The organism is Enterococcus sp. AZ084 (assembly GCF_051714905.1).
Classification (GTDB): Bacteria; Bacillota; Bacilli; order Lactobacillales; family Enterococcaceae; genus Enterococcus_B; species Enterococcus_B pernyi.
On sequence record NZ_JBIOSS010000001.1, the window covers coordinates 502,501 to 521,723 of the forward strand.

Consider the following 19,223-nt stretch of genomic DNA (forward strand, 5'->3'; position numbering starts at 1 on the left):
GCTGTCCTTAGTACGAGAGGACCGGGATGGACTTACCGCTGGTGTACCAGTTGTTCTGCCAAGGGCATTGCTGGGTAGCTATGTAGGGAAGGGATAAACGCTGAAAGCATCTAAGTGTGAAGCCCACCTCAAGATGAGATTTCCCATTTCTTTAAGAAAGTAAGATCCCTGAGAGATGATCAGGTAGATAGGTCAGGAGTGGAAGTACAGTGATGTATGGAGCGGACTGATACTAATCGATCGAGGACTTAACCAAAATAAAATGAAAAACTCGGAGAGTTTCTTACTAATACTTCAAATCCAGTTTTGAGTGAACAAGATTTACTCAATATAGATAACACCAAGTGTGGTGGCGATGGCGAGAAGGATACACCTGTAACCATGCCGAACACAGAAGTTAAGCTTCTTAGCGCCGATTGTAGTGAGGGGTTGCCCCTTGTGAGAGTAGGACGCCGCCACGCAAACGAAAACAGTTGAACGAAAGTTCAGCTGTTTTTTTGTATACTTTTTGGAAATAGCAAAAGTTATTGTCAGTATTCTAGTCAAAAAAATACATGGTCTTGAAAAAAAATTTTTTCAAGGTCATGTATTTTATTTAAGTCGATCTAAGCTTTTTCTCTAAATAGAAATGAGTTTCATTTGACCAATAATCTAAAATGTTGATTGTCCAATTATTACATCTTGACTAAAGAATGGCTTCGATTGCTTCTTTCATTTTTAATGGTGAAGTTTTTGGCGCGAAACGTTCAATTACTTGACCGTTCTTATCAATAAGGAATTTTGTAAAATTCCATTTGATCGCAGATGTCAAAGTACCTGGTGCTTGTTCTTTTAAATAATCAAATAGAGGATCAGCATCTCCGCCATTGATCACCGTTAGTTGGTGCATGGGGAACGTAACGCCATACGTTGTTCGACAGGCTTCGGCAGCATCATTTGCAGAAGCTACTTCTTGCTTGAATTGATTCGATGGAAATCCTAGTACCACTAAACCTTTTTCCTGATATGTCTGATAAAGTTCTTCCAACTGTTCAAATTGTGGCGCCAAACCACATTTTGTTGCAGTATTAACGATGATCATAGGGTGCCCCTTGTATTTGTCCAACGAGTAAGTTGTCCCATCTTCTAATGTGACATTAAAATCATAGATATCCATTCGTTTTTTCCTCCTATTTGTTGATGTATAATAAGGGCTTACTGATGTTGTCCCCTAAACTGAAATACATGATGAGCGAAAGTCAACGCCTTCGATAATCAGCCAAAATGGAAAACTAAGAGATATTGTTTGAGTTTTCTCTTAATGTTCACGCCAATTTGTCTTTCTCATAACTTACCAAAACAAGCCGTAAAAGACAAAGATTTGGCATGTTCTTTTGTCTTTTACGGCTTATGACTATGAGATGGAGGTCACTTTCCTCAATCTCTATTATGCTTAAATAAATGTATGGTCTGTTTATACTCCGACGTCTGACCATTCATCACGTTTTGCTAAAAATTCACGCGCTAAAGCTTGTGCGCCTTCTAACGTATGGTTTGCAGCCCAGCCACATTGGATTTCGTTACTTGCTGGAACTTCTGTCGCTTGTAGCACATCTTCCATCGTTTTTTCTAAAACATCTAAAATATCGTCGTAATTTTCATGGTTGATGACAGTAAGATAGAAGCCTGTTTGGCATCCCATTGGTGACCAGTCTACAATATAATCTGCATGATTACGGATGTTTTCGGCAGTTAAATGTTCTAAAGAATGCAAACCTGCCATATCCATGTGTTCTTTGTTTGGCTGTTTGAAACGGACATCATATTTGATGATCAAATCGCCATGCTCGCCTTTTTTGCGATCAGCTACACGAACATAAGGGGCTTTTACTTTACGGTGATCTAAATTAAAACTTTCGACATTCATTTTCATATTGAATTACTCCTAACTATCTGATGATTCTTTTTAGGGGAATGAAAATCCTCTAAAAAGATTGGGTCGATTTATCTAAATTCTAACACTTATTGCAGGTCAGGTGTAGAAAACTGACTGATTTTTTTCGATTCTTTGTAGATAAAATGGATCAGTGATTTTTCAATTGAGTAAAGGCTTGGTTCAAATCATCTAAAAGATCTTGGGCATACTCAATTCCTACAGATAAACGAATCAATCCGTCTTTGATTCCAGCTTTTTCGCGTTTTTCTTTAGGTACAGAGGCATGAGTCATCACAGAAGGAATTTCCACTAAACTTTCGACACCACCTAAGCTTTCAGCGAGGATAAATAGTTGCAAGGCTTCTACAAAAGGAATTGCATCTGCGTCGTTTTTCAAGGTAAAGGAAACCATTCCGCTATAACCTGACATCTGTTGTTTCGCAATTTCATGATTATTATGAGTTGGTAGACCAGGGTAATAGACTGCTTCAACTTCAGGATGGTTCGCTAATAATTCAGCTACAGCATAGGCATTTTTTTGATGTTCTTCCATACGCACACTAAGAGTCTTGATCCCACGTTGCATCAACCAACTATCTTGTGGACCTAATACGCTACCGATCGCATTTTGATAGTAACCGATTTGATCCGCCAACTCTTGGTTGTTTGTCGTAACTAATCCAGCAACGACATCACTATGCCCGCCTAGATATTTTGTGCCACTGTGTAAAACAATATCAGCACCTAATTCTAAAGGCTTTTGGAAGTAAGGTGTAGCAAATGTGTTATCCACGATCGTTAATAAGTCATGATTTTTTGCAATGGCTGCCCCTGCTTTCAAATTGGTGATTTTAAGTAGAGGATTACTTGGTGTTTCTAGATACAAAGCTTTTGTATTGTCTTGAATTGCTTCTTCAATCTGTGCAAGATTACTTGTATCGACAATTGTATACTCTAACCCATTTTTTGTAAGAACATTATCAAATAAACGGAAAGTCCCACCATAGACGTCATCTCCTAAGAGAATGTGATCTCCAGATTGGAATAAGGAAAAGACGGCATGGATTCCTGCTAGACCTGAGGCAAAGGCAAAGCCACGAACGCCACCTTCTAAGTCTGCAATCAATTCTTCTAAAGCAAAACGTGTTGGATTACCTGAACGTGAATATTCGTATTCTTTCGGTTGTCCAACTGCATTTTGGCGGTAAGTCGATGTTTGATAGATCGGTACGCTAACTGCACCGGTTGTCGGATCTTCACTAATACCACCATGGATCAATTTTGTTTGAATATGCATAATTATTTCCTCCAATTTTTTCATTGAGTTTATCGTTTCGTCTGTTGCTTACAGATAAATATTTTTTGATAAGTAACGATCGGACGTATCTGGAAATATGGTCAGGATAGACTGTCCGTTCGGTAAACGTTGCGCTTCTTTTAAGGCTGCGGCAAAAGCGGCTCCGCTTGAGCTGCCTACCAATAATCCGTGTTCTTTTGCTAGTTGACGGGTATAAGCAAATCCTTCCGCATCAGAAATAGTTTCAAATTGATCAATTGCTAAATCATTCAGGAAGGGGGGAACAAATTCAACGCCGATGCCTTCAATCTCGTGCCCATGTGAAGGTCCACCATTCAAAATCGATCCTTCTGGCTCAACACCGATCAAGCGAAGTTCAGGTAAACGTTCTTTTAAAAATTTTGCTGTTCCAGCAAATGTACCACCACTTCCAATACCGGCAACAAAGCTATTGATTGAACCTTCCAATTCTTGAAACAATTCGGGCCCCAATGTTTGGTAATAAGTGGCTGGATTGTCTGGGTTTTCAAACTGCAAGGGAACATAACTATTTGGGATCTCAGAAGCTAATTGTTTACTTTTTTCGATCGCACCAACGATTCCTTCTTCTGTAGGAGTGTGTACGATTTTTGCGCCTAGTGCCTGCATGATTTTTTGTTTTTCTATACTAAATTTTTCTGGTACGACAAAAATTGTTTTTAAATTGAATTTCAAAGCTGCCAGACCTAACCCAATCCCTGTGTTACCAGCAGTTGGCTCAATGATCGTTGTTTCTTGATCGATTTTTCCGCTCTCAAGACCGGAAGTCAATAAATACAAACCTAAACGGTCTTTGATACTACCTCCGGGATTCAAGTATTCCAGTTTTGCATAGATCACGGAATCTTTTGGCATAGGAAAATCTTTCGCTGTAAATTTATAGATAGGCGTGTGCCCGATTGCTTCAGTAATTGATGAGATGATCACGAATCCAAACCTCCAAAAAAGTAAAATAAAAAGGAGCTGACTATTTAATCAGCTCCTCGTAAGATCATAAATTGAAAGACTAAGAAAGAAAACACTTTCACTACAGAAAGAGAACTTTCACTCAACTATGAAGGGCAATTAATAGACATGGCAAACAGTATGCTGTTTTTATACACCATACAACAACAACACTTCAATTGTTTTAAGTAATTGATTGCCATGTTTATCCCTCCAATAATGATTTAATTAAAAATAGCATGAAAAAATAAGAAAGTCAAAGACTATCATTTGAAAAGCAATAATTTCCTAGTTTTATAGACGTTTGTCTGATACAATAAGGGTGATTATGATTAAGAAAAAAAGGAGCAAAAAATAATGATCTCAGCAAGCGATTTAAAAGCCGGAATGACATTTGTCCAAGACGGAAAATTGATCAAAGTAATTGATGCAAGCCATCACAAACCTGGTAAAGGAAATACTGTGATGCGTATGAAACTGAAAGATGTACGTACTGGTGCTACTTACGATACAACATTAAGACCAGATGAAAAATTCGAAAAAGCACACATCGACACAAAGCCAGTTCAATACTTATACACAATGGATGATACAGCATTCTTTATGGATCTAGAAACATACGAACAATATGAGATCCCTGTAGAAACTGTAGCAGATGAAATGAAATTTATCCTAGAAAACATGGAAGTAAAAATCCAATTCTTCGGTAGCGAAGTGATTGGTGTCCAATTACCAACTACAGTTGTCTTACGTGTCGTTGAAACGCAACCATCGATCAAAGGTGCGACAGTGACTGGTTCTGGTAAACCTGCAACAATGGAAACAGGTCTAGTAGTCAATGTTCCTGACTTCATTGAAACGGATGAATTATTAGAAATCAATACGGCAGAAGGTTCATACGTAAAACGTGCAAAATAATCGAGTGTAGTCAAAAAAAGCTTTTAAGCATCTTGCTTAAAAGCTTTTTTTACATTGATCAGTCAACTAGCAAACAATGTCTGTAACTTTAAATGGTGGACTTCTAACAGTCGTTGATACAGATTTGTCTCAAAGTCTCTATAATGACAAAAATCAAGAACTGTATATTTAGAAGAATCAAGACCAGCAGGGATCAATAAGGGGGAACCCAAGATGAAAAAATCATACTCTTCAGTGATGGGAAGTGTGAGTCGCTCGATATCTACAAAGGGGATCTTCTTGCCTAAATTCATGATCTCTGCGGAAATCAGATGCTCAGAGACGTTGACAAACCCAACTTTCAATTTATAGTTTTCATCGATTTCTGAATAATATGGATAAAGTAAACAGGCTTGTAGAAAGGCTAGTTCACTTACACATGATTTCAGCCATGTGTAGTTTTTTCGTTGTGCCACCTTTTTCCAAAATCCTTCGATTTTGATTGTCAAGATACGTAAAAGTGGATATTTATCTTGAATATAAGAAGAGATAAATAGTGTGGTCAAAGGAATTTTTTGTTTGAACATGCTAAAGTTACCGATGGATAGATAGAGATTCAAAAGTAAAGCGGGCTCTTTTTCAAAATGGAATGTACCGATAAATGTCTGACAATGCTCCTGAAATTCCTCTAAAATAGCTTTGATCTCATTACTCGGTTGTTGATAGGAATGGTGAACGATCGGCACACGGATATCTTGATTAGAAGTAAGGAACGGCCAATAATAGAACAAATAAAACAAAGAGTTTACTTCTAAGATATCTAAACGAAGATCCGCAATTTTGAAGAAGTCGTAAAAAAAGTCAATGTTTGTTTTACTGGGAATAAAGGAGTCTCTCGACAATCGATAGATATCCGTAAAATGATCATTTTCGATCCTCAGCAAACAAATCAGACAATGGAGACTGGCTTGTTTTTTTCCTAAGTCAAACTTATTTTTGAGCTGTGGACCTTCGTGCTTATAAATCAATGCGCGAACTTCTTGGCTGTAAGGAATGCTATCGAGACTTTCCCCTAATGAAACAAACCAAAAGAAATTGAAAAAGATGATACGAATCAGCGTTTCAGAACCAGATAAGGTAAGATTCGATAAATTCAAGTTGATATTGTATTCCTTCAGATATTCAGCCAATTTTTTCGTTTGCCGAAAACACGTTGAGCGGCTGATAAAGTGACGATTGCAAAAAGCTGCAAGATCTTCATCTTGTTCAGTCAGAAGACTGATTAATAATTTATAAGGAACACTTTCTGTTGATAGGAAATGTTGGTATTGGGTATATTGAACAAGTTGTTCAGGAATGGATAACTTGTTTTTAGTATGTAACAGTTTAATATCAGTAAATTGTTCTAAATCATCTTGTATAGCACATAGGATTTTTTTGAAACGGGTCGGACTGAAATAGAAATCTAAGTTTTCTCGTACATGATCTAAACTATATTCCCCCGGCCATAAGGTCATTATCTTTCCATACACATTTAATTTCATTCTTGCATGGTCATCTAATAAAATTTTTTCAATCAATTCTTCACCTTCTTTTTATATTTTTATTATTAATACCGTATTTATTTTTCCTTGTAAATACTTGTCTCAATTTTCTAAAAAAACTCTACCGGATTTAGAAATATTTTTTTAAAATTTGTCTCAAAATTATTGCTCAATGAGTATATTTTGTGAGAGAAAAGAATAATAAATCGGTTTTAAATAACTAATCATTCAATGTATTCGTTTTACTATATCAAATTTAAAGCTCCTTAAAATAACTGTAATTTAATAGTTAGAGACAAAAGAGAAGAGAACTAGAAAGATTAGTGAATTTTTTCTTTTTTTTATATTATCTAATTGAATTTTAAAGTTTTTCTAAGGAGGTATCCATAAATGAAGAAGCGAAATTATTTCATCGTTTTCTGTCTATTTTCTCTATTTTTCGTCACCTATTTCTATTTCCAAAAAGGAAAGACTGTGGCAGCTAATGAAGAGGCAACCATTGAAGTCTTAAATAATGAATATGGCAAAGTAAGTATTAGGAAAATAGATCGTCAGCTAACGGTCGTGTATCGATTAAATGAGCAAACACAAGAAAACAGATTTTTATTCCAGTTACATCCAAAAGATGCACCTGAAACGAATCTGCTTTCCTCTTATGTTTCTCAGGAATATCAAGAATACACAGATGAGCAACAACGAAAATGGCTAGCAGGTGATTTTTCTCAAGCCATTGAAGAAAAAGAATTGACCATTGAATTGCCGAGTACGAGCAAAGAATTTCAACTCAATATTCAGATAGAAGAAAAAACGGGTCAGTTACTTTTATCTGACCCAGCTTCCTTTTCATTTTCTATAGATAACGAGAATCAGGAAACTGCACAAACGAGTGAACCAACGTCTGAAACCACGACTTCTTCTGAAAACAGTGAGGTGTCGGATGATTCATCGATAGCTAAAAACGAATATCGTCCGTTTGAACAACCAAAATTATTCAATGAACAGTTGAAACCGAAAGGGTTAGCGACGATTGAACCGGAATATACCACAGATGAGCAAGGAACCTATCCGCAAGCGATGTGGCAACCGGAAAATGACGAGAATGTACGAAATCATCAAGGGAATCGTCATGGTCAATCACAATGGGATGGATTGACGAATTGGGATGGTGACCCAACCAATCAAAACAATTCTTATATTGAATATGGTGGGGAAAAAGAAGAAGCCGATTACGCAATCCGTAAATTTGCCAAAGAGACAGCGACTCCTGGATTGTTTGACTTGTATCTGAATGTTCGAGGAAATACCCAAAAAAATATCCCTCCTTTAGATGTCGTTCTGGTTGTTGACTGGTCTGGCAGTATGAATGAGGACAATCGTATTATTGAAGTGAAGAATGGGATTGATCGATTTGTCGATACCTTATCAGAAAGTGGTGTAACGGAAAAAATCAATTTAGGTTATGTTGGTTTTTCTAGTGAAGGCTACGACAATCGAACGATACCGATTGCAGGATTTGATTCTGTAAAGGAAGAAATCCAAGCAGCCACACCTGATTCAACAAGTGGTGGTACGTTTACTCAAAATGGTTTACGTCAGGCAGGCGAGATGTTGTCTGAACAAAATGGTCACAAAAAGGTGATCGTTCTTTTGACTGATGGTGTTCCGACATGCTCCTATCACGTATCAAGTGTGGTGACTGAAGAGGACGTTAGTTATTATGGCGCGACTTTTAGCAATCAAGTCGATCATCCCGAATATACTTCAAAAATTTCCCCGCCTTATCTTGTACCTGTTAGAGACCAATATTCACAATGGCGTTGGATCAATTCAACGTTTACAGCAACGATTGGTGAAGCAATGGCATTGAAACAACGAGGAATCGAGATCCATGGCTTGGGTATACAGTTGCAAGGAGATGAAACTGAAGGCATCACGAAAGAGGAAGTAGAACGTCGAATGCGTAAGATGGTTTCCACTGGCGAAGACGGCACGGCATATTATGAATCTGCCAATGAGTCTACAGATATTGCTGATTATCTAGCCAAAAAAGCTGTGCAGCTTTCTGGAACAGTCGTTGATGGAAAAATCACTGATCCAATCATTGATCCATTTGTTTATCAACCAGACAGCGCTTCTGTTACAAGTGTAGGGACAACCCCTCTATCGATTGAGCCACTTCTCTCTATTGATGGGCAAACGATCAACGTCGATAAAATCTATTTAGAAAAAGGGCAAGAAATCCAACTACATTATCAAGTGAGACTCCAAACAGAAAGCAAAATGTTCGAGACTGATACTTGGTATCAAATGAATGGGCAAACAATCTTCCAACCAACGAGCAACCCAGATGTTCTTGCTAAATTCGGTGTGCCGTCAGCCAAAGCACCAGGTGTATCTCTTGATTTTTTCAAAGAATGGGAAGAATTTGATCAAGATACGACGACTCGACCAGAGAAAGTGATTTACGAAATCAAGCGAACAGGAATCACCGAAACATCTAGTTGGGAAAGTGGCTATGTACAATTAAGTAAACCGGAAGAGGAGAACACCAATGTTTGGGAGCGAACCAATATCACCAAACTTCTAGCGTCCAGTGAAGCGTCTCGTGAAACCCTCAGCTTGCCAAAACACAACAATCAAGGGCAAGAATTTCACTATGAAGCGGTGAATGAGTTAGATGTACCAGGATATCAATCAGAAAAAGTCAACGCAACGACTTGGAAAAATAAAAAACAATTTGTTCCTTTAGATTTAAAAATAACCAAGAAAACTTCGTCAGCTGACCATCTCCTAAAAGGAGCAGTGTTTCAACTAACGATTGAAGGTCAGGAGATTCAGCTGATCGACCATGAGGATGGTACCTATTCATTGCCAGAAGGCACACGCCTTGAAAAAGGAAAATCTTATACATTGACAGAAATCAGTGCACCTGCTGGACATGAAAAATCGGAAAAGCAGGCGTGGGAAATTGCTATTTCTGACAATGGGGAAGTAACAGTGGACAAACAACAAGCTACAGTCACTGATCAAGTGATCCAATTGACGATTGAGAATCCATTTGCAGACCTTCCGATAGCCATAAGAAAATATACCGAAAAGGACAAACAAAAAATCAATCTGGCAGGAGCAACTTTTGCTTTACAAATAAAAGGAGAAACAGGAACCTATCATACACTGAAAGAGGAAGTTACCGCGTCATCAGGATTGGCAGAATTCGTGATACAAAAAGCGGGTGAATATCGCTTAGTAGAAACAGCAGGACCGCTTGGTTACGATACGATTCCAGGAAACTATGAATTTAAAGTTGACCCTTACGGTACGATTCTCTATGACGGAGAAAATGTAGAGGAAGATACCGTTTGGACATTGACGCATATGAATCAAATCAAACCTTTTGATTTAACAGTCCTAAAGCAAACGGATACAGGACAGGTGTTAAAAGGGGCAGTCTTCCGACTATCCGGTTCAGATGGACAGGTTGAATTACCAAACGACGATAAAGCAACTGATACATTTGTTTTTGAGAACCTAAAACCGGGTGAGTACACGTTGGAGGAAATCAAAACACCAGAAGGTTATCTGGGGTTAGAGCAACCCGTACAGATCGTTATCCAAACGGATGGAAAAGTAACTGTAGATGGTGAACCATCAGAAATACAGTTACAAACTGATCATACGAACAACCAAATCCATTTGGTCATCACCAATCAGGCATTGATCCCACTGCCTGAAACCGGAGGATCTGGCCGACTTGGCTTCCTATTATTAGGTATCCTTGCGATTGTTTCATTTGTCGTTTATTTAAGGGGGATGAGACGAGGAGGCATTTCAAGTTGACCAAGTATTATTGGTTCTTGCTGTTGTTGCCTTTTCTGTTAGTTGGTGGTGCCAAAACGTGTATCGCCCAAACACAAGAGATGGTCCAGTTGATTGTCCATACTACGCAACCCTCATCAGATAAACAAACGGAATCTCATAAAGCGAGTTTTGCGGTTTACGATGTGACAAAATCATTTTATCAATTACGTAAAAAAGGATTTACTGTCGAAGAAACACAACAAATCATTGCGCGACAAGGTACTTCAGCAGGTTCTTTTCTAATGGAAAAACTGGTGAAGTCGAACAATGATGGAGAAGATGTAGCAATCTTTGATCTACGTGAGTCAACGAATCAAATAGGTAACGTTTATTTAGTGAACGAAACCACTCACATAGCAGATGCGTTTGTAGGATCACAAAATGTAGTCGTGGTTTTGCCTCTTTATGATTCATATGATCACCCACAAAAGGCAATTCATCTCTATCCTAAAATGAACCAAGAGCCATCTGCGATCGTCTTTGAAAAAAAGCTTGTAGAGGAAAAAAACACTTATTCGATTGGTGAAAAGATCTACTATCAATTGGATATCCAGTTTCCAAATGGAATAGCAACTGAAGAAACATGTGTAGTCACTGACAGTGCGACGAAAGAGTTGGAGTTGCTAACTGAATCGCTCAAAGTCCATAGTGAAGAAAAACGCTTGGAAAATCTGACGTTTCATAGCCATAGTCAAGGATTCAGTATTGCGTTTAACGGTCAAGACTTGCAAGATCTGGCAGGTAAAACAGTGAGGATCAACTATCAGATGCGTTTACGACAAGATGCAATCGCTGATCAATCGATCATCAATCAAGCGACATTAGATATCGGAACAGCATCATTGTCACGAAGTACACGTATTCGAACAGGAGGGAAGTGGTTTCAAAAAGTTACAAAAGATAAGGAACAACAGGTGCTAGAAGATGCAATGTTTATGATCAAAAACCAACAGGAAGAATACCTGCATTTGAAAGATGGAAAATATTGCTGGAAAAAACGAGCAAGAGATGCAATAACGCTGACTTCTGATCGAAATGGCTTATTTTCCATCAATGGCTTAGCAGACGGAGAATATTTACTTGAAGAAATCAAAGCACCAAAAGGGTATAAAAGAAATCCTTATGCTGTCTCGTTTGTCGTAAAAAGTATGTCATATGCCATCAATGGACAACCTAGTGAACCTTTGAAAATCACTAATCAGAAACAAGAAACGAGTTTTCTTTTTCCAAAAACAACTGACGAAAAAATAAGTGTTGGTATGATTGGTGGCATATCGATCATAGGTAGTTTCATTATTTATCAAAAGAACAGGAGTAAAGAAGAATGAAGAATAGAAAAAATTTCAAAAAAGTATTACTATGTCTTATTTCATCACTACTTACACTGGTGGCATTACTTCCTAATCCACAAGTGTTTGCTGAAGGAATGGATGCACAATTGGTGATCCACAAAAAGAAAATGTTAGATTTCCCACAACAAGAGATCCAAAATACAGGGAAAGAAATGACTGAATTCAACAACTATCAAGGGTTGGCAGATGTGACGTTCCATGTGTATGATGTCACCGAATCATTTGCTGAAGCAAGAAAAAATGGCGCGACGATTGAAGAAGCAAAAGCGATCGTCCAATCACAGACTTCTGGCACAGCTCTTCTTTCTGGTACCACAGACGCTCAGGGGGATCTTTCTTTAGCATTGCCAAAAAAACAAGCTGGAAAAGATGCAGTTTATGTGATTGAAGAAGAAGCAAAATCAGGAGTAACAGCTGCTGCAAATATGGTTGTGGCATTTCCAGTATATGAACTGATCAAACAATCCGACGGTTCATATCAATATGGGACAGAAGAACTAGACGTAGTTCATTTATATCCTAAAAATGTCGTGGAAAATGAAGGAACGCTGAAGGTCAAAAAAGTAGGTTCAGCAGAAGGTGAAGCACTAAACGGTGCGGAATTTGTCATTGTGAAAGAAGATGCAGGTGTTGCCAAATATTTGCAAGGTGTAGCACAAGGAATGTATACATGGACAACTGATAAATCTAAAGCAAAACACTTTGTGACTGGCAAAAGCTATGAAATCGGTGAAGAGGACGTTGCTGAAAATGAAGCAGAGAAAGGTCAAATGCTCATTACTGGATTAGAAGTTGGCGAATATGTGTTAGAAGAAGTAAAAGCACCTGAAAATGCAGCGATGATCACTGAGCAAACGAAGACACCATTCACAATTGTTGTTGGTAGCCAAACGCCAGTTGAACTTATAGTGAAAAATGATACGACGAAAGTAGAAAAAGAAACGCCGCAATTAGATGGGCAAGACGTAGCAATCGGAGAACCGATCAATTATGAGATCAGCGTCAATATTCCTCTTGGGATCGCGGATAAAGAAGGATCAAACAATAAATATACCACCTTCAAATTGATTGATACACATGATCCAGCTTTAACATTCATGAACCAATCAACGGGAGAAACAGGTTATGCACTTTACGATGGTGAAACGATCATTGATTCAACAAATTACCACGTAACTGAACAAACAAACGGCTTCACAGTAACGATTGAACCAACTTATATTCCTTCATTGACTCCAGGTGGTACGTTGAGTTTTGTTTATTACATGCATTTGAATCAGTTAGCAGAACCAACCCAAGGCTATAACAACGAAGCAAATGTTGATACTGGACATATGACAGATCAAACACCACCAACTGTGGAAGTACTGACAGGTGGGAAACGATTCATTAAAGTAGATGGAACAGTAGCTGATATCAAACCATTAGCAGACGCTTCGTTTGTGGTACGTGATCAAGATGAAGCAACAGCGAAATATTTGATCATTGATCCAGTAACAAAAGCAGTAGCGTGGACGACTTCACAGGAAGAAGCAACGATTTTCACGACAACAAGTGATGGATTAGTGGATATCACAGGCTTGTCTTATGGTACGTATTATTTAGAAGAAACAAAAGCACCAAACAATTATGTGAAACTAACTGAACGAATTGCGTTTAAGGTCGATCAGCAATCTTATGCTGTTGCAGGTGAATTGGTTGCACCAGAGAAAGTACCAAACAAACACAAAGGGACATTACCAGCAACTGGTGGCAAAGGCATTTCATTGTACATTTTCTTAGGTGTGGTTTTACTGACAATCGTGGGTGCATACTGGCTAAAACGACCAAAAGTTAAATAGTATCAAATGAAGAACAAGTGACTCGCTGAGGAGAATAAAATGAAACAAAAAAAATGGCGTCTGTTAGATCTAATCATGTTCTCGGTATTTTTTATCGGTGTCCTCAGCTTGGCGTATCCTTTTGTCAGTGATACGTTGAATAATTATCTCGACCAGCAGATCATCAAAAATTATCAAAAAAAGGCAAAGTCTGAACATGCGACAGAACTTGCTGAATTACAAAAGCGGATGATCAAAAAAAATGAACAACTGGCATCAAACGTAGCGATGCCAGAAGCAGACCCATTTTCCAAGAAAAAAAAAATGATCAAAAATCTCAGAAATCGTATATCGAATCACATACCGTTGGTGTTTTGACGATCCCCAAAATCAATGTCAGCTTACCGATTTTTGATCAAACAACGACGAAACTATTGGAAAAAGGCGCTTGTCTGCTCGAGGGCACCTCATACCCGATCGGAGGCAAATCGACACATGCGGTACTTTCCAGCCACCGAGGCTTGCCGCAAGCAAAATTGTTTACAGATTTACCTCAATTAAAAATAGAAGATCACTTTTATATTGAAATCAATGGACAGTATCTTGCGTATCAAGTCGATCAGATTAAAACCGTAGCACCGACAGAAACAGAAGCGCTACAAATCCAAGAAAATCAAGATTTAGTCACACTGGTTACTTGTACTCCGTATATGGTCAACAGTCACCGTTTATTAGTACGCGGACACAGGGTCGCTGTTGAACCAGAAGAAATAAAAGAATCGTTAGAAAAAGTGAAACGGGCGAAGCGTACTGCATTTTTACTCGTAAATGGCTTGATCAGTGTGTTTTTGTTGCTATTTCTTATCATGATGATAAAATATTTTACAAAAGTTATTAAAAAATAATATAGTTTCGGAAACTAGATGATAAAGTTTTTGTAAACAGAACATCTTTCATGTATAATGAAATTGAACAAACGAAATGGAGTGGATCAAGATGGAGATAGAATTTAGCCGAAAGTACCAAATCGTCAATGAAGTATTAAATGCGGTGACCCATGGGATTGCAGCTTTGTTAAGTCTGCTTTGCTTCAATTTGCTGATGGATCGCGCCCATACAACCTTAGATTATGTCGCTTTTGCGATTTATGGTAGTTCTCTTTTTCTGCTATTCTTTTCTTCTACGTTATTTCATAGTTTGATTTTTACGAAAGCAAAAAAAGTATTTCAGGTATTTGATCATTGTTCGATCTACCTTTTGATTGCTGGAACCTACACGCCATTTTGTCTGCTAGTCGTGCAAGGAACGACAGGACTAGTTTTGCTAAGTGTTATTTGGGCGACAGCAGTGATTGGCATCATCTATAAATGTTTGACTTTAACAAAGACAAACAAGGTATCAAAAGTTTCAACGATCATTTACAATGTGATGGGGTGGGCAATCATCGTTGTGCTACCTAAGCTCTATCAGAATATCGATTTGACTGGCTTGCTACTGCTAGTTGGCGGAGGAATCGCCTATTCTGTGGGATCACTATTTTATAGCATGAAAAGCAGACGATTCACCCATGTGATTTGGCATCTATTTGTCATGTTAGGTGCAGCGTTGATGTTTTTAGCAATCTATGTAAGTAATTGATTTAAGGAAAATATGATTCAAAAAACTGACCAATTTATTGGTCAGTTTTTTTGTCTATTTCTAAGAGAATTATGTGAAAATAAATAGTGGTTTTTTATTTTTTGTTTTCTGTATACAATAAAATTGAAAAATTAAACATTTTTGCTGAAAATAGCGATTTAAACTAGACAATTCAAACAATTTTGTTTAATATTATTCAAATAAAATTCAAATTATAATCTAAGGATATTTCAATTTGATGAGAAAATAATTTTTTGAAAAGAGGGAAAAGAGAATGACAGAATTAACGATCGGCGAAATTCCAGTGAGTCAATTAGCAAATGAATATCAAACACCCCTATATGTGTATGATGAAAAAAAGATGGAAGAAACGATAAAGTCGTTTAAGCTGAACTTTGATTCTGATTCTTTTCAAACAAAGATCTTGTATGCGTCTAAAGCCTTTCAAACGGTAGAATTACTCCATCTAATTGCTGAACAAGGGTTAGGTCTAGATGTCGTAAGTGGTGGGGAGATTTATACCGCGTTACAAGCTGGATTTCCTTTAGAAGATATTTATTTCCATGGCAACAACAAAACGATTGATGAATTAAGATATGCCATTGAAAATGATATACGCCATTTTGTTGCAGATAATGGGATGGAAGTCGAAGTCTTGGAAGAGTTAAGCCGAGAATATCAGAAAAAGCTACAGATCATGTTGCGATTGAACGTAGGGATCGAAGCACATACCCATGAATACATCGTCACCGCACATATCGATTCAAAATTCGGCATGCTTTACGATAGCGATGTTTGCCAACAAGCGATTGCACGTATCCAACAAAGTGAATTTCTTAGATTGGAAGGCTTTCATGCCCACATCGGCTCACAAATCTTTGATATGACTGCTTGGCTGGCTGAGATCGACCAGCTGGTTACCTACCTTGAAGATTTTCAACAACCGCTTTCTTTAAATCTGGGAGGGGGCTTTGGTATCCGTTATACCGAAGCGGACACACCTTTACCAATTGCAGAATCAGTCAAACATCTGGTTACACACACAGAGCAGACGCTAGCTGACAGAAACTTAACGATCGATCGCTTATTGATTGAACCTGGGAGAAGTATCGTTGGTGAAGCCGGAACAACACTTTATACAGTCGGCTATATCAAAGAAACACCTCACAAGAAATATTATTTTGTGGATGGTGGGATGACAGATAATATTCGACCGGCACTTTATCAAGCTGAATATACCTGTGATTTGGCAAATAAACTAGACATTGAAAAAACAGAAAAAGTGACAGTTGCCGGAAAAATGTGTGAATCAGGAGACGTGGTGATCCAAGAAACACAGTTGCCTCCTGCAGAGCCAGGTGATCTTCTGGCAGTGTATGCCACAGGCGCCTACGGATATTCGATGAGTAGCAATTACAATCGTGCACTGCGACCAGCAGTTGTTTTTGTCAAAGATGGCGTGTCGAGAGAAGTCGTGCGTCGGCAAACTTATGCGGATCTATTGAGAGGAGAAGTCTATGCAGATTTATAAATATAATGGTTGTGGCAATGATTTTATTCTCTTAGATTACGATGAAACGATCGACTATAGTCATTTGGCTCAAAGCTTATGTGCACCCACGGCTTACGATACGGATGGATTGATTGCTGTTAAAACCGAACCTTTAGAAATGATCTACTACAATAAAGACGGTAGCCGTGCGCCGATGTGTGGCAATGGTATCCGTTGTTTTGCCAATTATGTCAGCGATCAACAATTACTTGAAGCGCCACAATTTGCGGTCAAAACGCTTGCTGGGATGATCCATGTGACAATCCATTCACGAAAGCCTTTTTATTGCACAGTCGACATGGGTTCGCCGGACTACCGACCAGAGAAAGTAGGCGTAGCGCAATCAACACCTATCATCAAACAAACGCTGACGATTGATGAGCGAAAGGTAGAGCTGACTAGTTTATTCATGGGGACGATCCATACAGTTGTTTTTGTTGAAGATGCGTTGGCTGAATTAACCAAAGAGACTGGAGAAAAACTCTGCCATCATCCCTTATTCAAAGAAAAAACAAACGTCAATTTTGTCCAATCTGTCAATGAAGAAGAATTGATCGTCCGCACGTATGAACGTGGGGTCGGTTGGACACTAGCTTGTGGTACAGGTTGTTGTGCAGCGTATGTCGTCGCAAGAGATCAAGGCTACCTTTCCGGCTTACAAGCGACGATTCATTTAGAGCAAGGCGATTTACTGATTTCTGGCGATAAAACGATCACGATGGCGGGACCAGCCACATATGAATGGCATAAAAATTTGGAGGTAGAGGCATGATCAAAGGTTCGATTGTCGCGTTAGTGACACCAATGACGGAAACAGGTGCAGTGGATTATCTAGGCTTGGAGCAGCTGATTGCGTTTCATCTGAAAGAACAAACAGACGGCTTACTGGTCCTTGGAACAACTGGGGAATCACCCACACTATCTGAGGAGGAAGAGGAAGAGATCGTACGATTCACCGTTGAAAAAGTCAATGGACGTATCCCAGTGATTGCTGGTGCAGGATCAAATGCAACGGCGAAAACGGTCAAGAAAGTCCAACGCTTTGCTGAACTTGGGGCAGACCAATTATTAGTGATCACCCCTTACTATAATAAAACGAGTGATGTAGGGTTACTGGCTCATTTTAAAGCGATCGCAGACGCTTCCTCGCTACCAATCATCTTATATAACGTACCGTCACGAACAGGGATGACGATTTCGTTACCTGTATTAACAGAACTAGCGAAGCATCCACGAATCATCGGCATCAAGGAAGCCTCTGGTGATATGTCCTATACAATGGAAGTGGCGCAACTGATTGATGAATCATTTGCACTATACAGTGGCAATGATGATTTGATTTTACCTATTCTAAGTATTGGTGGTATCGGTGTGATCAGTGTTTGGGCAAATATCCAGCCAAAAGTAGTCCATGAAGTAGTTCATGATTACTTAAACGGAAACAGTCCTTCAGCAAAAGAAAAACAATTGACTCATTTAGCGTTGATCAATGCCTTATTCAGTGAAACCAATCCAATTCCAGTGAAAGCAGCAATGAATCATTTAGGCTTACCTGCTGGACCATTAAGACTACCACTGATTGAATTAGGCGAGGAGAAAAAGCAACAACTTATCGCACTGTTAACAGAAAACGGAGGGGCAAGCACATGAATATAGGGATCATCGGAAGTGGAAAAATGGGTAAGCGAATTGCAGAAGTTACCGAAGAATATCAACATCAGCCATTGAGTTTGACCGAATCCTTACAAGCAACGGAGGAATTATCGTTTGATCAGACACCAGCAGTCATGATCGATTTTTCTCATCCAGCTGGTTTGGATAAAATCTTGCGATACAGCAAAGCTCACCAAGTCCCACTGGTGATTGGCACAACAGGCTATACCGAAGAGCAATTTGCTGAAATCGCCCAAGCAGCTCAAACGATCCCTGTACTCTACAGTGCTAATTTTTCATTAGGGATCATGGTGATGAATCGCTTGATCAAACAAGCAGCTAAAGACTTAGCCAGCTGGCAGATCGAATTAATCGAAAAACACCACAGCCAAAAAAAAGACGCACCTTCTGGCACAGCCAAGCGCTTAGTAGAAACACTACAATCTGTTCGAGAGCTGACGCCTGTCTATCAATGGGCGGACAAATCACGAGAAGACCAACAAATCGGTGTCCATAGCCTACGTGCAGGCTCTTTTCCAGGAGAACATGAAGTCCTTTTTGCAACCAAAGATGAAGTTCTTTCAGTGAAGCACGAAGCCTTTTCAAATCGAATTTTTGCAGAAGGGGCAGTTCAAGCAAGTATCTGGTTGGCCGAGCAGTCAGCCGGTTCATATCAATTAGAAGATTTATTTGAACCTAGAGGAGGAGCCTAA

Annotated in this window: 14 protein-coding genes, 2 rRNA genes and 1 pseudogene (1 of these 17 running past the window's edge); 12 read left to right on the forward strand and 5 right to left on the reverse strand. The window is 38.8% G+C overall.

Features of this window, described 5'->3' with window-relative positions:
* Together IGI79_RS02375 and rrf are read left to right on the forward strand one after the other, a co-directional pair.
* Positions 1 to 256, forward strand: a 23S ribosomal RNA gene (locus tag IGI79_RS02375) (it extends 2,659 nt beyond the left edge of the window).
* Between the two features lie 89 nt (positions 257 to 345).
* Positions 346 to 461 (forward strand): 5S ribosomal RNA (gene rrf, locus IGI79_RS02380).
* 224 nt (positions 462 to 685) lie between these two features.
* On the opposite strand, the gene IGI79_RS02385 is transcribed toward rrf, so the two are convergent.
* From IGI79_RS02385 to IGI79_RS02400, 4 genes are all read right to left on the reverse strand, one after another.
* Positions 686 to 1,156, reverse strand: coding sequence for a glutathione peroxidase (locus IGI79_RS02385; protein WP_104775549.1), 471 nt, complete (start codon positions 1,154 to 1,156; stop codon positions 686 to 688).
* A 297-nt stretch (positions 1,157 to 1,453) separates the two neighbouring features.
* Positions 1,454 to 1,912, reverse strand: coding sequence for an S-ribosylhomocysteine lyase (locus tag IGI79_RS02390; RefSeq protein ID WP_010736339.1), 459 nt, complete (start codon positions 1,910 to 1,912; stop codon positions 1,454 to 1,456).
* A gap of 151 nt (positions 1,913 to 2,063) precedes the next feature.
* Positions 2,064 to 3,212 (reverse strand): cystathionine gamma-synthase, encoded by a 1,149-nt coding sequence (locus IGI79_RS02395; RefSeq protein ID WP_104775550.1) that lies wholly within the window; start codon positions 3,210 to 3,212, stop codon positions 2,064 to 2,066.
* 48 nt (positions 3,213 to 3,260) lie between these two features.
* A complete protein-coding gene (locus IGI79_RS02400) occupies positions 3,261 to 4,178 on the reverse strand; it encodes a PLP-dependent cysteine synthase family protein (RefSeq protein WP_104775551.1) in 918 nt (305 codons plus the stop codon).
* A gap of 375 nt (positions 4,179 to 4,553) precedes the next feature.
* Here IGI79_RS02400 and efp point away from each other — a divergent pair, with 375 nt between their 5' ends.
* Entirely contained in the window at positions 4,554 to 5,114 is a 561-nt protein-coding gene (gene efp, locus IGI79_RS02405) for an elongation factor P (protein WP_104775552.1), read from the forward strand.
* A gap of 62 nt (positions 5,115 to 5,176) precedes the next feature.
* Here the strand turns inward: efp and IGI79_RS02410 are convergent, their stop codons facing one another.
* Positions 5,177 to 6,673 (reverse strand): helix-turn-helix domain-containing protein, encoded by a 1,497-nt coding sequence (locus tag IGI79_RS02410; protein WP_104775553.1) that lies wholly within the window; start codon positions 6,671 to 6,673, stop codon positions 5,177 to 5,179.
* A gap of 354 nt (positions 6,674 to 7,027) precedes the next feature.
* On the opposite strand from IGI79_RS02410, the gene IGI79_RS02415 reads away from it, so the two are divergent.
* The 9 genes and pseudogenes from IGI79_RS02415 (at position 7,028) to dapB (ending at position 19,223) form a co-directional block, all read left to right on the forward strand.
* A complete protein-coding gene (locus IGI79_RS02415) occupies positions 7,028 to 10,474 on the forward strand; it encodes a vWA domain-containing protein (RefSeq protein WP_065096266.1) in 3,447 nt (1,148 codons plus the stop codon).
* Entirely contained in the window at positions 10,471 to 11,823 is a 1,353-nt protein-coding gene (locus IGI79_RS02420; protein ID WP_023519095.1) for an isopeptide-forming domain-containing fimbrial protein, read from the forward strand. The genes IGI79_RS02415 and IGI79_RS02420 overlap by 4 nt, the downstream gene beginning before the upstream one ends.
* Entirely contained in the window at positions 11,820 to 13,688 is a 1,869-nt protein-coding gene (locus IGI79_RS02425; protein WP_438845679.1) for a SpaH/EbpB family LPXTG-anchored major pilin, read from the forward strand. Before IGI79_RS02420 ends, IGI79_RS02425 begins: the two co-directional genes overlap by 4 nt.
* A 39-nt stretch (positions 13,689 to 13,727) precedes the next feature.
* Positions 13,728 to 14,572, forward strand: a pseudogene (locus IGI79_RS02430) (class C sortase).
* 91 nt (positions 14,573 to 14,663) lie between these two features.
* Positions 14,664 to 15,305: a PAQR family membrane homeostasis protein TrhA gene (trhA, locus tag IGI79_RS02435; protein ID WP_010736330.1), complete on the forward strand. Its 642-nt coding sequence runs from the start codon at positions 14,664 to 14,666 to the stop codon at positions 15,303 to 15,305.
* A gap of 274 nt (positions 15,306 to 15,579) precedes the next feature.
* On the forward strand, positions 15,580 to 16,836 hold the full coding sequence (gene lysA, locus IGI79_RS02440; RefSeq protein WP_019723557.1) for a diaminopimelate decarboxylase: 1,257 nt from the start codon (positions 15,580 to 15,582) through the stop codon (positions 16,834 to 16,836).
* Entirely contained in the window at positions 16,823 to 17,629 is an 807-nt protein-coding gene (gene dapF, locus IGI79_RS02445; RefSeq protein WP_019723556.1) for a diaminopimelate epimerase, read from the forward strand. Before lysA ends, dapF begins: the two co-directional genes overlap by 14 nt.
* Positions 17,626 to 18,507 (forward strand): 4-hydroxy-tetrahydrodipicolinate synthase, encoded by an 882-nt coding sequence (gene dapA, locus IGI79_RS02450; protein WP_019723555.1) that lies wholly within the window; start codon positions 17,626 to 17,628, stop codon positions 18,505 to 18,507. The genes dapF and dapA overlap by 4 nt, the downstream gene beginning before the upstream one ends.
* Entirely contained in the window at positions 18,504 to 19,223 is a 720-nt protein-coding gene (gene dapB / locus IGI79_RS02455) for a 4-hydroxy-tetrahydrodipicolinate reductase (protein ID WP_019723554.1), read from the forward strand. The genes dapA and dapB overlap by 4 nt, the downstream gene beginning before the upstream one ends.

What these genes read in the sequence shown, in the direction of transcription:
- IGI79_RS02385 (WP_104775549.1), bottom strand. Translation starts at nt 1,156, where the DNA reads ATGGATATCTATGATTTTAATGTCACATTAGAAGATGGGACAACTTAC.
- IGI79_RS02390 (WP_010736339.1), bottom strand. Translation starts at nt 1,912, where the DNA reads ATGAAAATGAATGTCGAAAGTTTTAATTTAGATCACCGTAAAGTAAAA.
- IGI79_RS02395 (WP_104775550.1), bottom strand. Translation starts at nt 3,212, where the DNA reads ATGCATATTCAAACAAAATTGATCCATGGTGGTATTAGTGAAGATCCG.
- efp (WP_104775552.1), top strand. Translation starts at nt 4,554, where the DNA reads ATGATCTCAGCAAGCGATTTAAAAGCCGGAATGACATTTGTCCAAGAC.
- IGI79_RS02415 (WP_065096266.1), top strand. Translation starts at nt 7,028, where the DNA reads ATGAAGAAGCGAAATTATTTCATCGTTTTCTGTCTATTTTCTCTATTT.
- IGI79_RS02425 (WP_438845679.1), top strand. Translation starts at nt 11,820, where the DNA reads ATGAAGAATAGAAAAAATTTCAAAAAAGTATTACTATGTCTTATTTCA.
- trhA (WP_010736330.1), top strand. Translation starts at nt 14,664, where the DNA reads ATGGAGATAGAATTTAGCCGAAAGTACCAAATCGTCAATGAAGTATTA.
- lysA (WP_019723557.1), top strand. Translation starts at nt 15,580, where the DNA reads ATGACAGAATTAACGATCGGCGAAATTCCAGTGAGTCAATTAGCAAAT.
- dapF (WP_019723556.1), top strand. Translation starts at nt 16,823, where the DNA reads ATGCAGATTTATAAATATAATGGTTGTGGCAATGATTTTATTCTCTTA.
- dapA (WP_019723555.1), top strand. Translation starts at nt 17,626, where the DNA reads ATGATCAAAGGTTCGATTGTCGCGTTAGTGACACCAATGACGGAAACA.
- dapB (WP_019723554.1), top strand. Translation starts at nt 18,504, where the DNA reads ATGAATATAGGGATCATCGGAAGTGGAAAAATGGGTAAGCGAATTGCA.